Source organism: Azospirillum sp. P4_B5 (assembly GCF_056402275.1).
Map to the genome: position 1 here is coordinate 24,911 of NZ_JBFUHT010000014.1, position 17,722 is coordinate 42,632.

The window sequence follows — 17,722 nt, forward strand, 5'->3', positions numbered from 1 at the left end:
ATATTTGGCGCATGCCGATCCGCATGTTGCCCGACACGCTCGTCAACCGTATCGCCGCCGGCGAGGTGATCGAGCGGCCCGCCGCCGCCGTCAAGGAACTGGTGGAGAACGCCATCGACGCCGGGGCCACCCGCATCGATGTGGTGGTGCGTGACGGCGGCAAGTCGCTCATCACCATCACCGACGACGGCTGCGGCATGGGCCCCGACGAGCTGGCGCTCGCCGTGGAGCGGCACGCCACCTCCAAGCTGCCGTCCGACGACCTGCTCGATATCCGCTCGCTGGGTTTCCGCGGGGAGGCTCTGCCCTCCATCGGGGCGGTCAGCCGCCTGACCTTGACCAGCCGCCCGCGCGGCGCCGACAGCGCCTGGGCGCTGACCGTGGACGCCGGCCTGAAGGGCGCGCCGCAGCCGGCCGCGCTGGCCCAGGGCACCCGCGTCGAGGTGCGCGACCTGTTCGCCGCCGTGCCCGCCCGCCTGAAGTTCCTCAAGGCCGCCCGGACCGAGTTCGACCACATCGGCGACTGCATCGAACGGCTGGCCATGGCCCATCCCGGCGTGGCCTTCACGCTGGACGGCGAAGGGCGTTCGACGCTGCGCCTGTCGGCGGCGCAGGGCGACCTGCTCGACGCCCGGCTGACCCGGCTGGGCGCCCTGATGGGCCGCGACTTCCAGGACAACGCCGTGCCGGTGCGGGCTGCCCGCGAGGGGGTGGCACTCGCCGGCTGGATCGGCCTGCCCACCCTGCACCGCCCCACGGCCCGCCACCAGCATCTGTTCGTCAACGGCCGCCCGGTGCGGGACAAGCTGATGGTCGGCGCGGTGCGGGCCGCCTACGCCGATTTCCTGCCGCGCGACCGCCACCCCATGCTGGCGCTGTTCCTCGACCTCGACCCGCAGGAGGTGGACGTGAACGTCCATCCCGCCAAGGCGGAGGTGCGGTTCCGCGACCAGGGTCTGGTGCGCGGGCTGATCGTCGGGGCGCTGAAGCACGCGCTGGCCGAGGCCGGACATCGCGCCTCGACCACCGTGGGGCTGGCGACGCTGGGGGCGCTGCGCCCGGAGAGCGGGGTGGACGCGGACGGCGCCATTCCGTCGCCCTCCCCCCTGCCCTACCGCAGCCCGGCGCAGCAGCCGGCGCCGTCCTGGGGCGGCAGCTACGGCTCCGTCGTGCCGCGCGGGCTGGCCGACCGGGCGACCGCCTTCCAGGCGCCCCATCAGGCGCCGCCCCCCCCCTTGCAGGGCCGCCTCGCCGGCTGGCAGGCCGCGCCCGCCGCGCGCCCGCCGGATTACTCGGCGCAGGCCGCCGCCGCTCCGCCGCTGGACAGCCACCCGCTGGGCGCGGCCCGCGCCCAGGTCCACAACACCTACATCGTCGCCCAGACCAGCGAGGGCATCGTCATCGTCGACCAGCACGCCGCCCACGAGCGGCTGGTCTATGAGCGGATGAAGACCGCCCTTCTGGAGGGTGGCGTCAAGCGGCAGGCCCTCCTGATCCCGGAGCTGGTGGAACTGGACGAGCCCTCCGCCAACCGCCTGCTGGGCCGCGCTGCGGAACTGGCGGAGCTGGGCCTTGCGGTGGAGGGCTTCGGTCCGGGCTGCATCCTGGTGCGCGAGGTGCCAGCGCTGCTGGGGCAGAGCGACGTCAAGAGCCTCGTCCGCGACCTCGCCGAAGAGTTGGCGGAGCTGGGCGATGCGCTGTCACTGAAGGAGCGGCTGGAGGACGTGTGCGGCACCATGGCCTGCCACGGCTCGGTCCGCGCCGGACGGTCGCTCAGCGTCGAGGAGATGAACGCCCTGCTCCGCCAGATGGAGGCCACCCCCCACAGCGGCCAGTGCAACCACGGCCGCCCCACCTATGTGGAACTGAAGCTCTCCGACATCGAACGGCTGTTCGGACGCCGGTAAGGTGTCGGACCACAGATGGACCGACCCTGAACCACAATTGAACCGACCCGGAGACGGCCCGCTTCGGCAACACCACCATCGAGGCGGTCAGAATCCTCCAGGCAGAACCGGCCTTGACGGAATTGATGACCCGCACGCCGAAACTCGGCACGCTCGTACCCCCAACGGCTGGTGGCTGGGGCACCCGTCACCTCATCAGCGTTGCTGCCGGTCGCACAAAGCTCTTGCGGCCGCGCTTGAACCCCATGAGGGGCGCGGCTATTCCGCCGAAGGCGTCGGCCTCGTCGTCGGCGTCGAGCACGATCATGTCCGCCTGTCCGCCGACCGTGATGCCATAGTCCGCGATCCGCATCAGTCGGGCGGCCCCGCTGGAGATCATATCGAGGCAATCGCCGAAGCTCTCAGGCCCCAGATGCATGAGGTTCGCATAGAGATTGCCCATCCGGATCAGCGAGCCATCGCCAAAGGGCGTGAAGGGATTCAGGACGTTGTTGGTCGCGACCGAGACGGCAACGCCGCCTTCCGCCAGCCGATGAACCGGCGCCACCCCGCGCGGGGCCCGGTGGTTGGCATCGCGCCCGTTGAGATAGAGATCCGTCGCGGGCAAGGCCGTCACCCCCACCCCCGCATCGGCCAGGAGAGCGATGATCCGCTCCAGCGCGGCATCATCGATGGCCGCAAGCTTGGTGGCATGACCGACGGCGACCCGCCCCTGCCAGCCCGCCGCCGTCGTCCGCCGGCAAATCTCCTCGAGATGGGACCCGCTGGGGTCGAGATCGAAATCCAGATGGAAATCGAGATCGACGTCATGCGCCACCGCCAGGGCGAAGATCCGTTCCATCTGCAGGGACGGATCGGCATCGGTGTAAGGACAGCCACCCAGGAGATCGGCCCCCTCCGCCAGGGCCTGGGTCAGCAATCCTTCGACTTCCGGATCATGGGTCATGCCCTCCTGCGGGAAGACGCAGATCGATAGATCGACGGCGAAGGCATAATCCCGCTTGAGCCGCTTCATGGCCTCGAAACTGCGCAGGCCAACCAGCGGGTCGAGTTCCACATGGGCCCGCATGTGCATGGTGCCCTGCGTGATCGCGCGCTCCAGGGTGCGGGCACCGCGCTCATAGACATCCTCGACCGTGAAATCCCTTTTCAGGCGGGACACCGCGGCGATTGCCCCCTTGAGTCCGCCGCCGGCATCGCGGCACCGGCAGAGCAGGCAGGACTTGTCGAGATGGATGTGCGTATCGACCAGCCCCGGCAGGACGAGACGCCCACCGGCATCCTCCTCGACGACGGCGGTACCGGTCAAGGCAGGGCCGATGGCGGCGATCCGTCCCAGCCTGACCGCGATATCCTGCAGGCCTTGCCCTCCCCTCAGGCGGGCGTTGCGCAAGAGAAGGTCGAAAATCTGGTTTTGCGTCATCTCAGATCCGGCGTGACATTTGCATGCACAAACAGTATGCACTTTCGATGCCAGACCGACCACACTTGCGGAGTTCCCAATGAGCGAGATGACCGAACGCGATCTGCAGGCCGTGAAGGATTATCTGGAGGCCTCCATGGCCCCCGATCCCGTGCGCGCGGCGAAACATGTGGCCCCGGGTTTCATCTGCCGGTTCACCGGGCATCGCGTTTTCGACACGCCGAGCGGGCCGACCGGCTTCAACGCCGCCCGCTACAAGTGGGTGAAGAAGCGGATCGAGCGCTACGACGTCGTGCCGGGCGAGACGGAAACCATCGTCTACAGCCTCGGCTTCCTGTACGGCGCCTGGCCGGACGGCACGCCCTTCGACAACAACCGCTATGTCGACCGCTTCGTGGTGCGGGACGGGCTGATCGTCGAAACCGATGTCTGGAACGACAGCGCCGAATGGATCCTCGACCCCTCCTGCGCCCGCTGACCTGACTGCGCTGACCGGGATATCTGGCGCCCTTATTCGGTGTAGGGCGCCAGGATATCCATGAGGTCGCGGCTCTTGGCGCCCGAACTTTGCAGCAGCGCGCGGGCGGCCACCGCCTCCAAATGCTCATCCATGAGGGCGCAGGCCTTGTCGGCGGGTCCGGTCCGGATCGCCTCGATCAGTTCCAGATGCTCATTCACCGCGCATTCCGACGAATGGGGTCGGCTGAAGACGGCCAGCGACAATCCCGCGCGGTAGCAGATCTCCGTCACATAGCGGATCAGAACGGGCTTGCCGGTCATTTCCGCCAGCCGGACATGGAACTCCGTCGCCAGGCGGATCGAAATCCCCTCGGCGCCATGCCGGGCCTGATGTTCGGCGTCGACGATGGCCTTCAGCTGCTTCACCTGTGCCTCGGTCAGCTTGCCGGCCAGATGCCGGACGACCTGACGCTCGAGATCGACCCGGATGTCGAAGATGTCCCGCGCGTCCTCGAAGGACGGCACGGCGACCACGGCGATGCGGTTCCGGCGCAGATCGACAAGGCCTTCCGCCGCCAACTGCCCGAGCGCGCTGCGGGCGATGGTCCGGCTGACGCCGAAGCGTTCGCCCAACGAATCCTCCGGCAGCCGGTCCCCCGGTGAAAGCGCCCGTTCGATGATCGCCCGCCGCAAGGCCGTGCAGATCACCGCGACACGGTCGCCTCCGGTTTTTCTCGAACGCTTTTCCTCGGCCATCACCGCCCTCTCCAACCCCGCTCTGCATAAGGGAGGTCAAGCGGGAATTCAACTCGCCAAGTGCCGCATTTGAATGCAACAGCCTCACCACCCTGCACAGATCAGTTGCATGCATTGATTGTACACACTTTTCCTTGCCAAACGCCCATCAACCCGGACGTGGGGGGCGGCCTGCCCGGGCAACTGGCGCACCTGTTGCATACAGTTCACCAGCCCGTCACGAGGTGCGCCGCATGTTTCCATCCCAAGCCATCCAGCAAGGCCGTTCCGCCATCGCCGTCGAGCTTTCCCAGGCCGCCGTTTCGTTCGGCACGCCGGGCAAGTCGGTCGCAGCCCTGCAGGAGACGAACCTTCGGATTGCCGATGGCGAATTTGTCGCCCTGGTCGGCCCGTCGGGCTGCGGGAAGTCCACGATCCTGCGGCTGACGGCCGGCCTATTGCAGCCGACCGGGGGGCCGTCCTCGTTGGTGGGCGCGAGGTGGCGGCCAAGGCGCTGCGCATCGGCATGGCCTTCCAGAATCCGACCATGCTGCCCTGACCCACCATCGAGCGGAACGTCATGCTGCCGCTGAAGATCGTGCGGCCCTTCCGTTCCGACTATCGCGCCAAGCGCAAGACGGACTATCGCGACCGCGTGCATGCCCTGCTGGCCGATGTCGGGCTCGATAAGTTCGCCGGCCATTATCCCTGGCAGCTGTCGGGCGGGATGCTGCAGCGCGCGAACCTGTGCCGCGCCCTCATCCATGAGCCGAGCCTGCTGCTGCTCGACGAGCCGTTCGGCGCGCTCGACCAGTTCACGCGCGAGGAGCTGTGGGGGACGATGCAGTCCCTGTGGCTGAAGCGCAAGCCCACCGTCCTGCACATCACCCACGACCTGAAGGAGGCGGGCTTCCTCGCCTCGCGCGTCTGCGTGATGAGCACCCGCCCCGGCCGCATCATCGACGACAGCGCCGTCGACTTCCCGCTTATCCGCAAGGCGCTCAGGCGACGGAGAACAGGAAGTTGACCAGCGCTTCGTTGACCACCGCCGGACGCTCGAACGTCGTCCAATGGCCGCAGCGATCGAGAATGCGCAGGCGCGATCCCGGGATTTTCGACGCCAGCGCCCGCACGGCCGGGGGTGGCGCCGTGCCGTCCTCGTCGCCCGTGATGAGCAGCGTCGGGCAGGCGATCCGCACCACGTCGGCGGGCTCGGCGGCGGCCAAGGCCTCGCAGGTGCGGGCATAGCCTTCCGGGTCCTGGCGCATCAGGATCTCGCGCACGAACGCCGCCACCTCCGGCCGGTTGGCCTTGGTGTCGGCCGAGGTGCCGCCCTGGACGACCGCATCGGCGATGCCCACCATGCCCTCGGCGCGCGCCTTGGCGGCGCGGTCGCGAAGAGCCGGCCGGGCGGCTTCGGGCGGCGCGTGAAGCGGTCCGATCAACGACAGGCTGCGCACCCGCTCCGGCTGGCGGACGGCGAGATGCTGGCACACGACGGTAGGATCTCCACCGGATCGAGGAATGCCTGGGCCATGCCGAGCGCGCCCAGGACATTCCGGAGTTCGAACACTGGGACGGCATGCTGCATGTGACGATCATCGGCGCAGCCAAGAACGGCTTGCTGTCGGATGTTTACGACGCGATCAACGCCATCCGAAACCAGCCGGAATGGGCGCGGCTCAAGGTGCGCAGCCTCACGCCGGCGCGGCGCGCCGTCTATGAGGACCAGCATCGGCGCATCGTCAGCGCGCTCAAGGACCGTGACGGGGATCAGGCCCGTGCCGCCCTCCAGGAGCATCTGCTGCAGGTTCGCACCAATCTTTTGGGGGGCTGATGCTGAATCGCGCCAGGTTTTTCGCAAACATCTCAATGGAGTGTGCTTTGCGCGAAACGGTTGTCTCCCCGAACGTGGGCTTCAGACTCCGTCATCGTTTCGGCAAGGCATTTCCCTGGCAACTCGCATCGCCCGCGGCCAGGATGACGGGCGGAGCCGGCCAAAACACCACAACGGGAGGATGGCAAGGATGAACTACCGCAAGCTCGGCCGCAGTGGCGTGAAGGTGTCGCCGCTGTGCCTTGGCGCCATGATGTTCGGCGGCCCCACCGACGAGCCGACGGCCGTGCGCATCATCGCGCATGCCGCGGAGGCCGGCATCAACTTTATCGACACCGCCGACGTCTACAACGAAGGCCGGTCGGAGGACGTCGTCGGCCGCGCCGTGAGGAGCGACCGCGAGCGCTGGGTGGTGGCGACCAAGGTCGGCAATCCTACGGGACCGGGCCCGAACCAGCGGGGCCTCTCGCGGCGCCGGCTGAACGTGGCGTGCGACGCGAGCCTCCGGCGCCTGGGCACGGAATGGATCGACCTTTACTACCTGCACCGTGAGGACCCCGACACCCCGCTGGAGGAGACCGTTGCCGCGCTGGGCGACCTGATCCGCAGCGGCAAGATCCGCACCTTCGGCGTGTCGAACTTCCGGTCCTGGCGCATCGCCGAGATCTGCCGTCTGTGCGACCGTCTGGGCATTGACCGGCCGGTGGCCTGCCAGCCCTACTACAACGCCCTCAATCGCATGCCCGAGGTCGAAATCCTGCCCGCCTGCGGCCACTACGGTTTGGGCGTGGTCCCCTACAGCCCGCTCGCCCGCGGCGTGCTCACCGGCAAATATCGCCCTGGGGATGAGCCGCCCGCCGACACCCGCGCCGGCCGCAAGGACCAGCGCATGATGAACACGGAATGGCGCAAGGAAAGTCTGGAAATCGCCCAGGAGATCAAGAGCCATGCCGAATCGCGCGGGATCACGGCGGGGCAATTCGCCGTTGCCTGGGTGCTCAACAATCGCCTTGTGACCGCTCCGATTGCCGGGCCGCGCACGGAAGAGCAATGGCGCGCTTACCTCGGCGCGCTGGATTACGCCTTCACTGCCGAGGACGAGGCGTTGATCGACCGGCTGGTAACGACCGGACATCCGTCGTCTCCAGGCTACAACGACCCTGCCTACCCCATCGAGGGTCGTCCCGCGCGAACCACCTCACCGCCTGCACCTTAGGCCAGGCCGGAGAACCCTGCCCCATTCCCGAGACCCTCGCAAAGCAATCCATTGCCTTTGCGGCGGCCGGTACGGGGCGAAAACCGCGGAGAGCCCGTCTCTAAATTGAACCACCCGACAACGGCCTTCTTAACGGCGTTGGCTCATGAAAATGATCCGAACCGGGCCGATCTTGTTGTGGAAATGCCGGAATCCGGTCAGTTCTGCCCAGCCCAAGGGAATCGCGGCAACGCTGACAGCACTGCGGTTTTTCGAGGCGTCCACCTGATCTCCGGGGCGAGGCGGCTGGCGATCCGGGCGCGCTGTTTCGCCGCACGCGCCGTAGCAAATGGCCGCAGGCTGGTGCGTTTGCCAGCCGGCGCTCTTTCAAAGCGGTTGCATAGCCAATGGCTCTCCTTAAAATAGAGCGCCTTGTGAAAAGCTCCTACTCTGAGGGGATTCGTGAACCATACCGCCACATTGACGCTGATTGCCATAATCGTTACTGCCAACTCTCCGGCGCTGGCCCGCGATGAGCGCCTCATGTTCCCGGTGGAGGCTGCGCTCAGCACAGCCGCAGCCCAGGATAAGTTGGACAGGGGCGTGAGGCTCTATTTCGGTGAGCAGAAGCACCCCAAGCCCGTTGCCAACCTCGGCGAGTGGGCGACCAACAAGAAGACCAACGCATTCAACAAATCCGACCGGGAAGCCTGCGAGTGGGTCTTCCTCAGCGCCGTTCTGGAACTGCAGGAGCGCGCCCGCAAACAGGGCGGCGATGCGGTGATCAACATCAAAAGCAATTACAAGAACACTGAGACATTCAGCAACACAGAATACATGTGCGGCGCCGGCAGCATCATGGCCGGCGTGGCGCTCAAGGGAACCGTGGTCAAATTGGGCGCCAAATAGGGCGGCCGTCATGGGCCTTGCGGCGGCGGCAATCCCTGCACGGGTACGGAAGGCGAGGAGCGAACGATGCGGCGTCGGCTGTTGCTGGCGGTGGCCTTTGCGGCGACGGTGCTGACCGGCGCCTGCACCGCTGATCCGCCGTCCCCGTCGCCGGCCGTGACCGCACCTCCGGTGCTGATGGGCGGAGCAATGATCGCCGATGACGGCACGCCGATACCGCTTCACACCTGGCGGGCAGAGAGCGAATTGCGCGCGGTGATCGTCGCCGCGCACGGCATGAACGATTACGGGTTTGCGTTCGACCGGCCGGCGCGGCTGTGGGCGCGGGCGGGCATCACCACCTACGCCATCGACCAGCGTGGCTTCGGAAAGGCCATGGAGCGCGGTCGCTGGTACGGCGGCGAGCGCATGGCCGACGATATCGTCGCGCTGTCCAGGCTGGCGCGCGAACGCCATCCCGGCGTGCCCGTCTATCTGCTGGGCGAAAGCATGGGCGGTGCGGTCGTCGTTCTGGCGGCGGCGCGGGCGGAGCGGGGACTGCTGTCCGGCATGGTGCTGTCCGCTCCGGCGGTCTGGGGCACCGGCTTTCGGGCGACGGTGACGCTGGATGCGGCCATGATCCTCGGTTCGCTGGTGCCGGACATGACCGTGCCGCCGCTCCGGGTGGCCACCCCCTCCACCGACGATCCCGTGGTCCTGCGGCGCATGCGCGAGGACCCTCTGATCATCCATCGGACGCGCTTCCAGACGCTGGCCGGCATCGTGGACCTGATGCACGACGCCCGTTTCGAGGCGCGCAAGGTGGACGTTCCGGTGCTGCTGATGCTGGGCGACCTGGATGTGCATGTGCCGCGCGACGGGGTGGCGGCGTTGGCCCGGTCTCTGCCACCGGACACGCGCATTGCGCTCTATCCGAAAGGGCGGCACCTGCTGATGCGCACGCTGGACGGCGACCGGGTGACGCAGGACGTGGCCGCGTGGGTGTCCGACACGCGGCGCGCCCTGCCAAGCGGCGCCGACGCGCGCGCCCAGGCATGCCCGGCTCTGATGACCAGGCCGAACCGCGGCTGCCCCCCGCCCCGGACGGCGGCCGCCCAACGCGCTCCCAAGCCGGCCATCGACGGCAAGACCGGCAGCCGCCTGCCCACGCCGGCCACCGCACCGCAGAATTGATGCGGGCCTCTATCCACAACGTGACCCTGTCATGATAGGGTCCCGACTCGCCCCCGTGGCGTCCGGTAACGTCAGGATATGACTTTGAAGACCGGTATCCGCACGCTTTTCCTAATTCTGGCGACGGTCGCCGTGCTTGGCGGCTGCAGCCGTCGGCAACCCATCTACAGGGTAACCGACCACCCCATCCCGGCGGCATCGCGCGATTTGCCCGCCGCGGCGCTCCAGCGGACGATCATGGAGGCGGCGACCGACCGCGGCTGGTCCGCGGAGTGGAAGGCGCCCGGTGAGATTCTGGCGACGAAGGCATGGAAGGAACACGAGGCGGTCGTTGAAATCCGGTATTCGCATGAAAGTTACACCATCGATCATGTGTCCACGACCAACCTGCGGGAGCGTGGTGAAACCGTTCATCACGCTTACAACACGTTGGTGCGCGCGTTGGAAGACGAGATCGAACGGCGCCTGCGCCAAGCCAAACACTGAGTCCGGCCCGCACCATGACTGAAACCCTGCGTGTCGCCATCCGCGGCTGGTGTGCCTGGGCACCGGACCGCAGCACTCGGGCTGCGTGGCGGGCTTGGGCGGGTGCGCCGGCAATCCCCGACGATGCCCAACCGCCGGCGCTCCCCATGATGCTGCGCCGTCGCACCTCGCCCATCGGGCAGAAGCTGATCGCCGCCGCGCTGGCCTGCGGCGACGCGGCGCACACGGCGCGCTACGTCCTCGCCTCCGGCCACGGGGAACTGGCGCGGACCGTCGGCATCATCGATTCGCTGCGGCAGGGCGAATTGCCGTCGCCGGCCGAGTTCAGCCTGTCCGTGCATCACGGCTTGGCCGGGTTGTTGTCCATCCACACCGGCAACCGCCGCGGCCACACGGCGCTGGCCGCCGGTCCCGACAGCTTCGGCTTCGGACTCCTGGAGGCCGCCGCCAGCGTGGCCGAAACCCCGTCGGAGCCGGTGCTGCTGCTCTACGCCGACGCGCCGATGCCTAAAGAGTACGCGCCGTTCCGCACCGCCGCCGACGAAGCCCTGCCGCTGGCGGTCGCCCTGGTGCTCGGCCCCGCGGATGGAGAGGGCGAAGGACTCGCACTGCGGTGCGCGCCCGCGAACGGCGAGCTGCCTGCGGAGTCCACGGCCGTGGATTTCCTGCGCTTCCTGCTGTCCGGGGCACCGCAGGCGACCTCGCACGGGGCGCGGCTCGACTGGGTGTGGCGCCGTGCTGACTAGGTTTTTCGACAAGCTGTGGCGGCGCGCGGCCACCGGCTTCGCCTTCGCCTTCCTGTTCGGCGGCGGCGCGATCCTGGCGCCCACCGTTTTTCCGCTGGTGGCGCTGACCAGCCCGGCGGGCGCGGTGCGGCGCCAGCGCTGCCAACATCTCGTCCATCTCATTTTCCGCTTCTACATCCGGATGCTGCGCGTGCTGCGCGTCATCGACGTGGAGGTCGAGGGCGCCGAGCGGCTGCGCGACGGGCGCGGCAAGCTGGTGGTGGCGAACCATCCCTCGCTGCTCGACGTGGTGCTTCTGATGGCGCTGATGCCACGCGCCCAGTGCATCGTGAAGAAGGAGCTGTGGGAGAGCCGCTGGCTGGGCGGCATGGTGCGCGGCGCCGGCTACATCCGCAACGACCTCGACCCCGAGGCGCTGCTCGACGCCTGCCGCGCCGCGCTGGAGGCCGGAGACGGAATCATCATCTTCCCCGAAGGCACGCGCACCGTCCCCGGCGAGCCGGTCCGCTTCCGCCGCGGTTTCGCCAATCTGGCAACCCTGCTGGAAGCCGAGGTGCAACCGGTCACGATAACCTGCGATCCGCCCACGCTCATAAAGGGCGAAAAATGGTGGATGATCCCGCCGCGCCGACCGATTTTTCGCGTCATGGTAGGGGATCGTCTGGACGTTACAGGGTTGCTCGGCTATCAGTACCGCTCGCTGGCGGCCAGGAAGTTGGTGCGCAGCCTCGAGGATTATTTTGCGGAACGGTTGGCCGATGGAAAAGCTTGAACGTGAGTTGAAGACCTTGATTGTAGACGCGCTCAAGCTGGAAGACATCGACCCGGGAGAGATTGACAGCGAGGAACCGCTCTTCAACGACGGGTTGGGCCTCGATTCCATCGACGCATTGGAATTGGGTGTCGCGCTGCGCAAAGCTTACGGCATCAAGATCGAGTCCGTGACCGACGACGTGAAGCAGCACTTCGCCAACGTGCGCTCCCTCGCCCGCTTTATTCAATCCCAGCGTGCGGAGTAAGGGCCATGCTGACGCCGGATGAGATTTACGCACGTCTGCAGAGCTATCTCGAAGACATGTTCGAGGTGCCGCCCGAGAAGATTTCCCGCGAGGCGCGGCTCTTCGAGGATCTCGACCTCGACAGCATCGACGCGGTCGACCTCGTGGTGAAGCTGCAGGAACTGACCGGCCGCAAGTTCAAGCCCGAGGAGTTCAAGAGCGTCCGCACGGTCGGCGATGTTCTCGACCGCGTGCATGCCCTCCTCCAGGAATAGGCCGGTCCCCTTCGGCGTCGCGGCCCTGGTCGTCGCCGGGGCCCTCTATCCCGTGCTGGTCTATGGCGGTCGGGCTTTGGTGCCGCCGCTGGCTTTCGTGGCGGTGGCCCTGGTGCTGATCGGCGCACGCATTGCCGCCTGCTCCGCGCCTGAGGCACGGGTCTGGCGCCTGCCGTTGGCGGCGGCGGCGGCCCTGGTCGGCCTGCTCGCCGCGCTCGATGGCGCGCTGGCGGCCAAGGCCTATCCGGTCGCGCTCAGCCTCGGCACCGCGGCGGTGTTCGGCGCCTCGCTGCGGCAGCCGCCCAGCCTCGTCGAGCGGTTCGCCCGTCTTCATGAGCCCGACTTGCCGCCGGCGGGTCAGGCCTACTGCCGCACCGTCACCGTGGTGTGGACCGTCTGGCTGGTGTTCAACGCCGCCGTTGCCGGCGCGCTGGCCCTGTGGGGCAGCGACGAGGCGTGGGCGCTGTGGACCGGACTCATCGCCTACATCGTCATGGGCCTGTTGTTCGGCGGCGAAATCCTGGTCCGCCGCTCCCTGCGCCGGAGGCACGCCGGGGCATGAGCGCCATCCCGCTCTCCCGCCTGTTCGCCGTGGGGCGGCCGGACGACGCGCCGGTTGCCGACGGCGTCACCTTCGCCCGCTTCCGCGCCGACGTGGCCGGCAACGCGGCACGGCTGAAGGGATGCCGGCGCGGGCTTCTGGTCGCGGCGGACGGCTACTGGGGGGCGGTCGGGTTGCTGGCGCTGCTGCACGCCGGCGCCGAGGTGACGATACCGCCCAACGCCCAGCCGGGAACGCTGGCCGCCCTGACCGTGGACGGGGCCGTGCCGGTCGGCAACGACCTACGCCCCGGTGGCGAGGGGATGACGCTGGCCCCGCTCGACCCCGAGACGCCGTTGACCTTCTTCACCTCCGGCTCGACCGGCGAGCCGAAGCGGGTGGTGCGCACCCTCGGCATGCTGGAGGCCGAAGCGCTGGCGACCGAGGCTGTGCTCGGACGGCTCGCCGGGCCAGCCGCCCGCGTGCACGCCACGGTCCCCCACCAGCACGTCTACGGTCTGAACTTCCGCCTGCTGTGGCCGCTGGTCACCGGCCGTCCCTTCGCCAGCGCCATGCACGAACTGTGGGAGACGGCGCTGGCCGCGCTCGACGCGGAGTCCGTGCTGGTCACCAGCCCGGCGCACCTGACGCGGCTGGCAGGCATCGCGCCGCTGCCGCCGTCGCGGCGTCCGGCGCTGGTGCTGTCGGCCGGAGCCCCTCTCCCGGAGCCGGCCGCGCGCGAAGCGGCGGCCCTCTTCGGCACGCCGATCACCGAGATTTTCGGCAGCACCGAAACCGGAGCCATCGCCCACCGCCGCCGAGAGGCCGGTGATCCGTCCTGGCGCCCGCTGCCCGGCGTCGTCGCCGGACGCACCCCGGACGGTCGCCTGCGGGTCGGGGCGACGCACGTCGAGGGTCGGGAGCATATCGGCTCGGACCTCGTGGAGATGGCTGAGGACGGCGGCTTCCGCGTCCTTGGCCGCGCCGACCGGATCGCGAAGGTGGAGGGCAAGCGCGTCAGCCTGCCCGAGGTGGAGGCGCAGCTGCGCCGCTCCCCCCTGGTGGCCGACGCCACCGCTCTGATGCTGGAGCAGCTCTGCGCCGTCGTGGTGCCGAGCGCCGAGGGCGCGGCGCGCCTGGCGGACCTCGGCGCCTTCCGCTTCGGCCGCCTGCTGCGGCGGGAATTGTCCGCCGTCCAGGAGCCCGCCGGCCTGCCGCGCCGCTGGCGTTTCGTGAGCCGTTTGCCGGATGGCGCGCTGGGCAAGCGCCGGCAGGCCGACATCGCCGCCCTGTTCCAGGAGACCGCCCTGTCTGAGATCGCCACACATCGGCCAACCGCCCCCGACGTTCGCGCCGTCCGGCCGCTTGCCGACGGGGTGGAACTGGACCTCTTCATTCCCGGCGGCCTTGCGCAGCTCGATGGTCATTTCCCCGGCATGCCGATCGTGCCGGGCGTGGCGCAGATCGATTGGGCGGTGATGTTCGCCAACGCGCATCTCGGCCTCGGGATCGAGGCGGCGCAGTCGCTCCAGGTGAAGTTTCGGCGCGTCACCGTTCCGGACACGCTGGTGACGCTGGCGTTGCGCCACGCCCCGGCACGGCGGCGCCTGACCTTCGAGTACCGCTGCGGGGACGAGACGCTGTCCTCCGGCTCCATCGGCGTGGAGGGGATCGCCCCATGATTTCGGCAGAGGTCAGCACCCGCGCGCAGTTCTACGACCTGGACCCCATGCAGGTGGTCTGGCATGGCAACTATGCCCGGTATCTGGAGCAGGCGCGCTGCGCGCTGCTCGACCGCATCGGTTACAATTACCCGGAAATGGCGTCGTCGGGATACGTGTTCCCCATCGTCGACCTCCATGTGAAGTACGTGCGGCCGATCCGCTTCGGCCAGTCGATCCGGATCACGGCCACGCTGGTCGAGTATGAAAACCGCATCCGCATCGACTACCGCATCCACGACGAGCCGAGCGGCGAATTGCTGACCAAGGCGCGCACCGTGCAGCTCGCGGTGAAGGAGGACGGGGGGGAGCTGTGCTTCGAATGCCCCGCGGTGTTCACGGACAAGGTGAGGGCTCTGCTGTGACGCGCATCGTCGTTCTCCTCCTGGCGCTGCTGGCCGCCTTTCCGGCGCTGGCCGCCGAAACATTGAGCGAGGGGCAGGTGCTGCGCGGCGCCTTCGTGCAGGAGCGTTTCCTCAAGGGCTTCCAGGCGCCGCTGAAGAGCGAGGGCCGCTTCGCCCTGGCGCCCGGCCGCGGGCTGATCTGGCGCACCGAAACCCCCTTCGCCGTCACCACCGTCATGAGCCCCGCCGGTCTCGTGCAGGAGGTGAAGGGCAACGAGACCATGCGCCTGCCCGCCGCGCGCCTGCCCTTCATGTCGAAGCTCTACACCATGCTGGGCGGCGCGCTGACCGGAGACTGGAACGCGCTGGAAGACATGTTCGCGGTGGAGCGCGGGGGCAGCACCGACGCCTGGACCCTCCACCTGACGCCGCGCCGGGCCGACGACCCGACCATGCCGATCCGCGCCATCGACGTGCGCGGCGGGCGCTTCGTGGACGAGGTGGACATCGTCAAGCCCGACGGCGACCGCGACCGCCTGACCTTCCGCGACCAGTTTTTGAAGGCGGAGCCGCCGACGGTGGACGAGGCGGCGCTGCTGGCCTCGGCGGCGCGCCCGTGAGACGTCTGGGCGCGCTGCTCTGGCTCGCGCTCGTTTTGCTGGCCAGCGGTTATCTCGCGCTGCGCCTCCACGACGGGCTGGGCTTCCGCACCGATCTGCTGGCCCTGCTGCCGCGCGAGGAGCAGGACCCTGTCCTGCAGCGCGCCAACGACGCGGTGACCAAGGCGCTGGGTCGCCGGGTGCTGGCGCTGGTCGGCCACGCCGACCGCGAAACCGCCCGCAAGGCGGCGGCGACGCTTGGCGACGCCCTTCTGGCCACGGGACAGGTGGAGCGGATCGGCGAGGGCATCGACGTCGACCGGCTGAAACGGCTGGGGGCTCTCTACTTCCCCCATCGCCAAAGCCTGCTCAGCGATGGCGACCGGGCGCTCCTGGCGGCCGGCAAGGGGGAGGAGGTCGCCACCCGCGCGCTGTCCCAGGCGTTCGGTTTCGCCGGGCTCGTGGATGCCGGGCTGCTGCGCAACGACCCGTTCCTGCTGCTGCCCTCCTTCCTCACCAACCTGCCCTTCCCGCTGTCGCGCCTCACCCCCGACGAGGGGATGCTCAGCGTCACCGAGGACGGCACGACCTGGGTGCTGGTCAGCGCCGTGCTCGCCGGCGAGCCGTTCGAGTTGGACCTGCAGGACCGGCTGGTCGGTGCCTTCGACGCCGCCGTTCGGGACATGCCGGGCGTTACGGTGAAACGGCTGGGCGCCGTGTTCTTCGCCCATGCCGGCTCCAAGACCGCGATCGCCGAGGCGTCCACGCTCGGCACGCTGTCATTGGTCGGCACCATACTGCTGGTGGGGCTGGCCTTCCGCCGGCCGGGGCCGCTGCTGCACAATCTGCTGGCCCTTGGCGTCGGGATGATGGTCGGGCTGAGCGGCAGCCTGCTGCTGTTCGGCGAACTGCATGTGGCGGCGCTGCTGTTCGGGTCCGGCCTGATCGGCGTGGCGGTGGACTACAGCCTGCATTACAACGCCAGCCTGTTCGACCCCTTGTCGGGGAGCCCGCGCGACCGGCTGCGCCACGTGCTGCCGGGCATCGCGCTGGGGCTGGTCACCACCTTGATCGGCTACGCGGCGCTGATGCTGGCACCCTTTCCGGGGCTCCGGCAGATCGCCGCCTTCTCGATCATCGGGCTGGTGGGCGCCTTCCTGACGGTGGTGCTGTGGCTGCCGTCGCTCGACCGGGCGGGACGGCTGACGCACGGCGCCTGGATGCTGCGCGCCGCGGCGGGCCTGTGGAGCTTCTGGGAGGAGCGGCGCTGGCGTGGCGTGCGCCTCGTTCTTGTGCTGGCCTGCGCGCTGGCCGGAGCGGTCGGGCTGGCGCGGCTGTCGGCGGACGACGACGTCCGGCGGTTGCAGGCGGTCTCGGCGGACCTGAGGCACGAGCAGGACGAGATCCAACGGCTGATCGGCGCCACCACCGCCGCGCAGTTCCTGCTGGTGCAGGCCGCGGACGACGAGGCGGCGCTGCGGCGGCAGGAGGACCTCGCCGCCACGCTGGCCGGGCTGAAGGCGAAGGGAAGCATCGCCGGCTACCAGATGCCGGCCGCCTTCGTGCCGTCCGCCCGGACGCAGCGGGAAAACCGCGCGCTGGTCGCCACGGCGCTCGACGCCCCGCTGCTGGCGGCGCAGCGCGCCAGCCTCGGCCTGCCGCCGGCCGAGCGAAATAAGGCGCCGGAGGGGGTGCTGACTTTGGACGATGCGCTGGCGGCGGACAGCGTGCCGTTCCTGCGCGAACTCGTGCTCGGGCCGGGATTGCATGTGGTGGCCTTGCAGGGGCTGAGCGATCCGGACGCCGTGCGCGCCGCGGTGGCCGGCACGGCGGGCGTCCGGCTGGTCAATCCGACGGCGGACTTCTCGGCGCTGCTCGCCAAGTACCGGCACCGGGCGCTGCTGCTGACCGGGCTGGCGGGGCTGCTGATGCTGCCCGTGCTGATGTGGCGCTACGGCTGGCGCGGGGGGCTGTGGGCGCTGCTGCCACCCGGGGCGGCGCTCCTCCTGGCGCCGGCGGCGGTGGGGCTGATGGGCCAGGACTTCACCTTCTTCCATGCCATGGCGCTGGTGCTGATCCTCTCCATCGGCGTGGACTACGCCGTCTTCTGCGCGGAGAGCGGCGTGGAGCAGCAGCCGGTGACCATGCTGGCGGTGTGGCTGGCGACGCTGACGACCCTGCTGTCCTTCGGGCTTCTGGCCTTCAGCGCCGTTCCGGCGGTGCACAGCTTCGGCGTGACCATGCTGGTTGGAATCTCCATTGCCTTTCTTTTCGCACCGCTGGCCGCGCGCGGCACACGCCATAATGAAACCACAAACAATGCGCGCCTACTCTGATTGGTGTATGCTTTACGTCAGATTCGCTTCTGGGAAAT

22 protein-coding genes are annotated in these 17,722 nt (G+C 68.8%); 18 read left to right on the top strand and 4 right to left on the bottom strand.

The window, feature by feature from the left end; genetic code table 11:
* Positions 1-11: 11 nt before the first annotated feature.
* Positions 12-1,907, top strand: coding sequence for a DNA mismatch repair endonuclease MutL (mutL, locus tag AC1DVI_RS13330; protein ID WP_476958373.1), 1,896 nt, complete (start codon positions 12-14; stop codon positions 1,905-1,907).
* Positions 1,908-2,094: 187 nt separating this feature from the next.
* On the opposite strand, the gene AC1DVI_RS13335 is transcribed toward mutL, so the two are convergent.
* The gene (locus tag AC1DVI_RS13335) at positions 2,095-3,330 is read right to left on the bottom strand and encodes an amidohydrolase family protein (RefSeq protein WP_476958374.1); all 1,236 of its coding nucleotides are present in this window, start codon (positions 3,328-3,330) and stop codon (positions 2,095-2,097) included.
* Between the two features lie 79 nt (positions 3,331-3,409).
* Between AC1DVI_RS13335 and AC1DVI_RS13340 the strand changes: the two genes are divergently transcribed.
* A complete protein-coding gene (locus tag AC1DVI_RS13340) occupies positions 3,410-3,808 on the top strand; it encodes a nuclear transport factor 2-like protein (RefSeq protein WP_476958375.1) in 399 nt (132 codons plus the stop codon).
* Positions 3,809-3,840: 32 nt separating this feature from the next.
* Here the strand turns inward: AC1DVI_RS13340 and AC1DVI_RS13345 are convergent, their stop codons facing one another.
* A complete protein-coding gene (locus AC1DVI_RS13345; protein WP_476958376.1) occupies positions 3,841-4,545 on the bottom strand; it encodes a GntR family transcriptional regulator in 705 nt (234 codons plus the stop codon).
* Between the two features lie 233 nt (positions 4,546-4,778).
* Here AC1DVI_RS13345 and AC1DVI_RS13350 point away from each other — a divergent pair, with 233 nt between their 5' ends.
* Positions 4,779-5,117: an ATP-binding cassette domain-containing protein gene (locus AC1DVI_RS13350; protein ID WP_476958377.1), complete on the top strand. Its 339-nt coding sequence runs from the start codon at positions 4,779-4,781 to the stop codon at positions 5,115-5,117.
* Complete coding sequence (locus AC1DVI_RS13355; RefSeq protein WP_476958378.1) at positions 5,105-5,551, top strand: ATP-binding cassette domain-containing protein; 447 nt, start codon at positions 5,105-5,107, stop codon at positions 5,549-5,551. The genes AC1DVI_RS13350 and AC1DVI_RS13355 overlap by 13 nt, the downstream gene beginning before the upstream one ends.
* Here the strand turns inward: AC1DVI_RS13355 and AC1DVI_RS13360 are convergent.
* A complete protein-coding gene (locus tag AC1DVI_RS13360) occupies positions 5,526-6,020 on the bottom strand; it encodes an alpha/beta fold hydrolase (protein ID WP_476958379.1) in 495 nt (164 codons plus the stop codon). The two genes, AC1DVI_RS13355 and AC1DVI_RS13360, sit on opposite strands and share 26 nt — an antisense overlap.
* A 20-nt stretch (positions 6,021-6,040) precedes the next feature.
* Here AC1DVI_RS13360 and AC1DVI_RS13365 point away from each other — a divergent pair, with 20 nt between their 5' ends.
* Positions 6,041-6,361 carry a FadR/GntR family transcriptional regulator gene (locus AC1DVI_RS13365; protein ID WP_476958435.1) on the top strand — a complete coding sequence of 107 codons (321 nt, stop codon included), beginning with the start codon at positions 6,041-6,043 and terminating at the stop codon, positions 6,359-6,361.
* 190 nt (positions 6,362-6,551) lie between these two features.
* Positions 6,552-7,577 (top strand): aldo/keto reductase, encoded by a 1,026-nt coding sequence (locus AC1DVI_RS13370; RefSeq protein ID WP_476958380.1) that lies wholly within the window; start codon positions 6,552-6,554, stop codon positions 7,575-7,577.
* 129 nt (positions 7,578-7,706) lie between these two features.
* Here the strand turns inward: AC1DVI_RS13370 and AC1DVI_RS13375 are convergent, their stop codons facing one another.
* Positions 7,707-7,841 (bottom strand): hypothetical protein, encoded by a 135-nt coding sequence (locus AC1DVI_RS13375; protein WP_476958381.1) that lies wholly within the window; start codon positions 7,839-7,841, stop codon positions 7,707-7,709.
* Positions 7,842-8,018: 177 nt separating this feature from the next.
* Between AC1DVI_RS13375 and AC1DVI_RS13380 the strand changes: the two genes are divergently transcribed.
* The 12 genes from AC1DVI_RS13380 to AC1DVI_RS13435 all read left to right on the top strand — a co-directional run bounded on the left by AC1DVI_RS13380 (position 8,019) and on the right by AC1DVI_RS13435 (position 17,684).
* Positions 8,019-8,465, top strand: coding sequence for a hypothetical protein (locus AC1DVI_RS13380; RefSeq protein ID WP_476958382.1), 447 nt, complete (start codon positions 8,019-8,021; stop codon positions 8,463-8,465).
* A gap of 66 nt (positions 8,466-8,531) precedes the next feature.
* Positions 8,532-9,638: an alpha/beta fold hydrolase gene (locus AC1DVI_RS13385; protein ID WP_476958383.1), complete on the top strand. Its 1,107-nt coding sequence runs from the start codon at positions 8,532-8,534 to the stop codon at positions 9,636-9,638.
* 78 nt (positions 9,639-9,716) lie between these two features.
* Positions 9,717-10,124, top strand: a complete 408-nt coding sequence (locus AC1DVI_RS13390) for a hypothetical protein (RefSeq protein ID WP_476958384.1) — start codon at positions 9,717-9,719, stop codon at positions 10,122-10,124.
* A 14-nt stretch (positions 10,125-10,138) separates the two neighbouring features.
* A complete protein-coding gene (locus AC1DVI_RS13395; protein ID WP_476958385.1) occupies positions 10,139-10,870 on the top strand; it encodes a beta-ketoacyl synthase chain length factor in 732 nt (243 codons plus the stop codon).
* Complete coding sequence (locus AC1DVI_RS13400) at positions 10,860-11,642, top strand: lysophospholipid acyltransferase family protein (RefSeq protein WP_476958386.1); 783 nt, start codon at positions 10,860-10,862, stop codon at positions 11,640-11,642. Before AC1DVI_RS13395 ends, AC1DVI_RS13400 begins: the two co-directional genes overlap by 11 nt.
* Positions 11,629-11,889 carry a phosphopantetheine-binding protein gene (locus AC1DVI_RS13405; protein ID WP_149167682.1) on the top strand — a complete coding sequence of 87 codons (261 nt, stop codon included), beginning with the start codon at positions 11,629-11,631 and terminating at the stop codon, positions 11,887-11,889. Before AC1DVI_RS13400 ends, AC1DVI_RS13405 begins: the two co-directional genes overlap by 14 nt.
* Before the next feature lie 5 nt (positions 11,890-11,894).
* Complete coding sequence (locus tag AC1DVI_RS13410; RefSeq protein WP_104675341.1) at positions 11,895-12,143, top strand: acyl carrier protein; 249 nt, start codon at positions 11,895-11,897, stop codon at positions 12,141-12,143.
* Complete coding sequence (locus tag AC1DVI_RS13415; protein WP_476958387.1) at positions 12,124-12,705, top strand: COG4648 family protein; 582 nt, start codon at positions 12,124-12,126, stop codon at positions 12,703-12,705. The genes AC1DVI_RS13410 and AC1DVI_RS13415 overlap by 20 nt, the downstream gene beginning before the upstream one ends.
* Positions 12,702-14,366: an ApeI family dehydratase gene (locus tag AC1DVI_RS13420; protein WP_476958388.1), complete on the top strand. Its 1,665-nt coding sequence runs from the start codon at positions 12,702-12,704 to the stop codon at positions 14,364-14,366. Before AC1DVI_RS13415 ends, AC1DVI_RS13420 begins: the two co-directional genes overlap by 4 nt.
* A complete protein-coding gene (locus AC1DVI_RS13425) occupies positions 14,363-14,770 on the top strand; it encodes an acyl-CoA thioesterase (protein WP_376962904.1) in 408 nt (135 codons plus the stop codon). The genes AC1DVI_RS13420 and AC1DVI_RS13425 overlap by 4 nt, the downstream gene beginning before the upstream one ends.
* On the top strand, positions 14,767-15,369 hold the full coding sequence (locus AC1DVI_RS13430) for an outer membrane lipoprotein carrier protein LolA (RefSeq protein ID WP_476958389.1): 603 nt from the start codon (positions 14,767-14,769) through the stop codon (positions 15,367-15,369). Before AC1DVI_RS13425 ends, AC1DVI_RS13430 begins: the two co-directional genes overlap by 4 nt.
* Complete coding sequence (locus AC1DVI_RS13435) at positions 15,366-17,684, top strand: MMPL family transporter (protein WP_476958390.1); 2,319 nt, start codon at positions 15,366-15,368, stop codon at positions 17,682-17,684. Before AC1DVI_RS13430 ends, AC1DVI_RS13435 begins: the two co-directional genes overlap by 4 nt.
* The last annotated feature ends 38 nt before the right edge of the window (positions 17,685-17,722 follow it).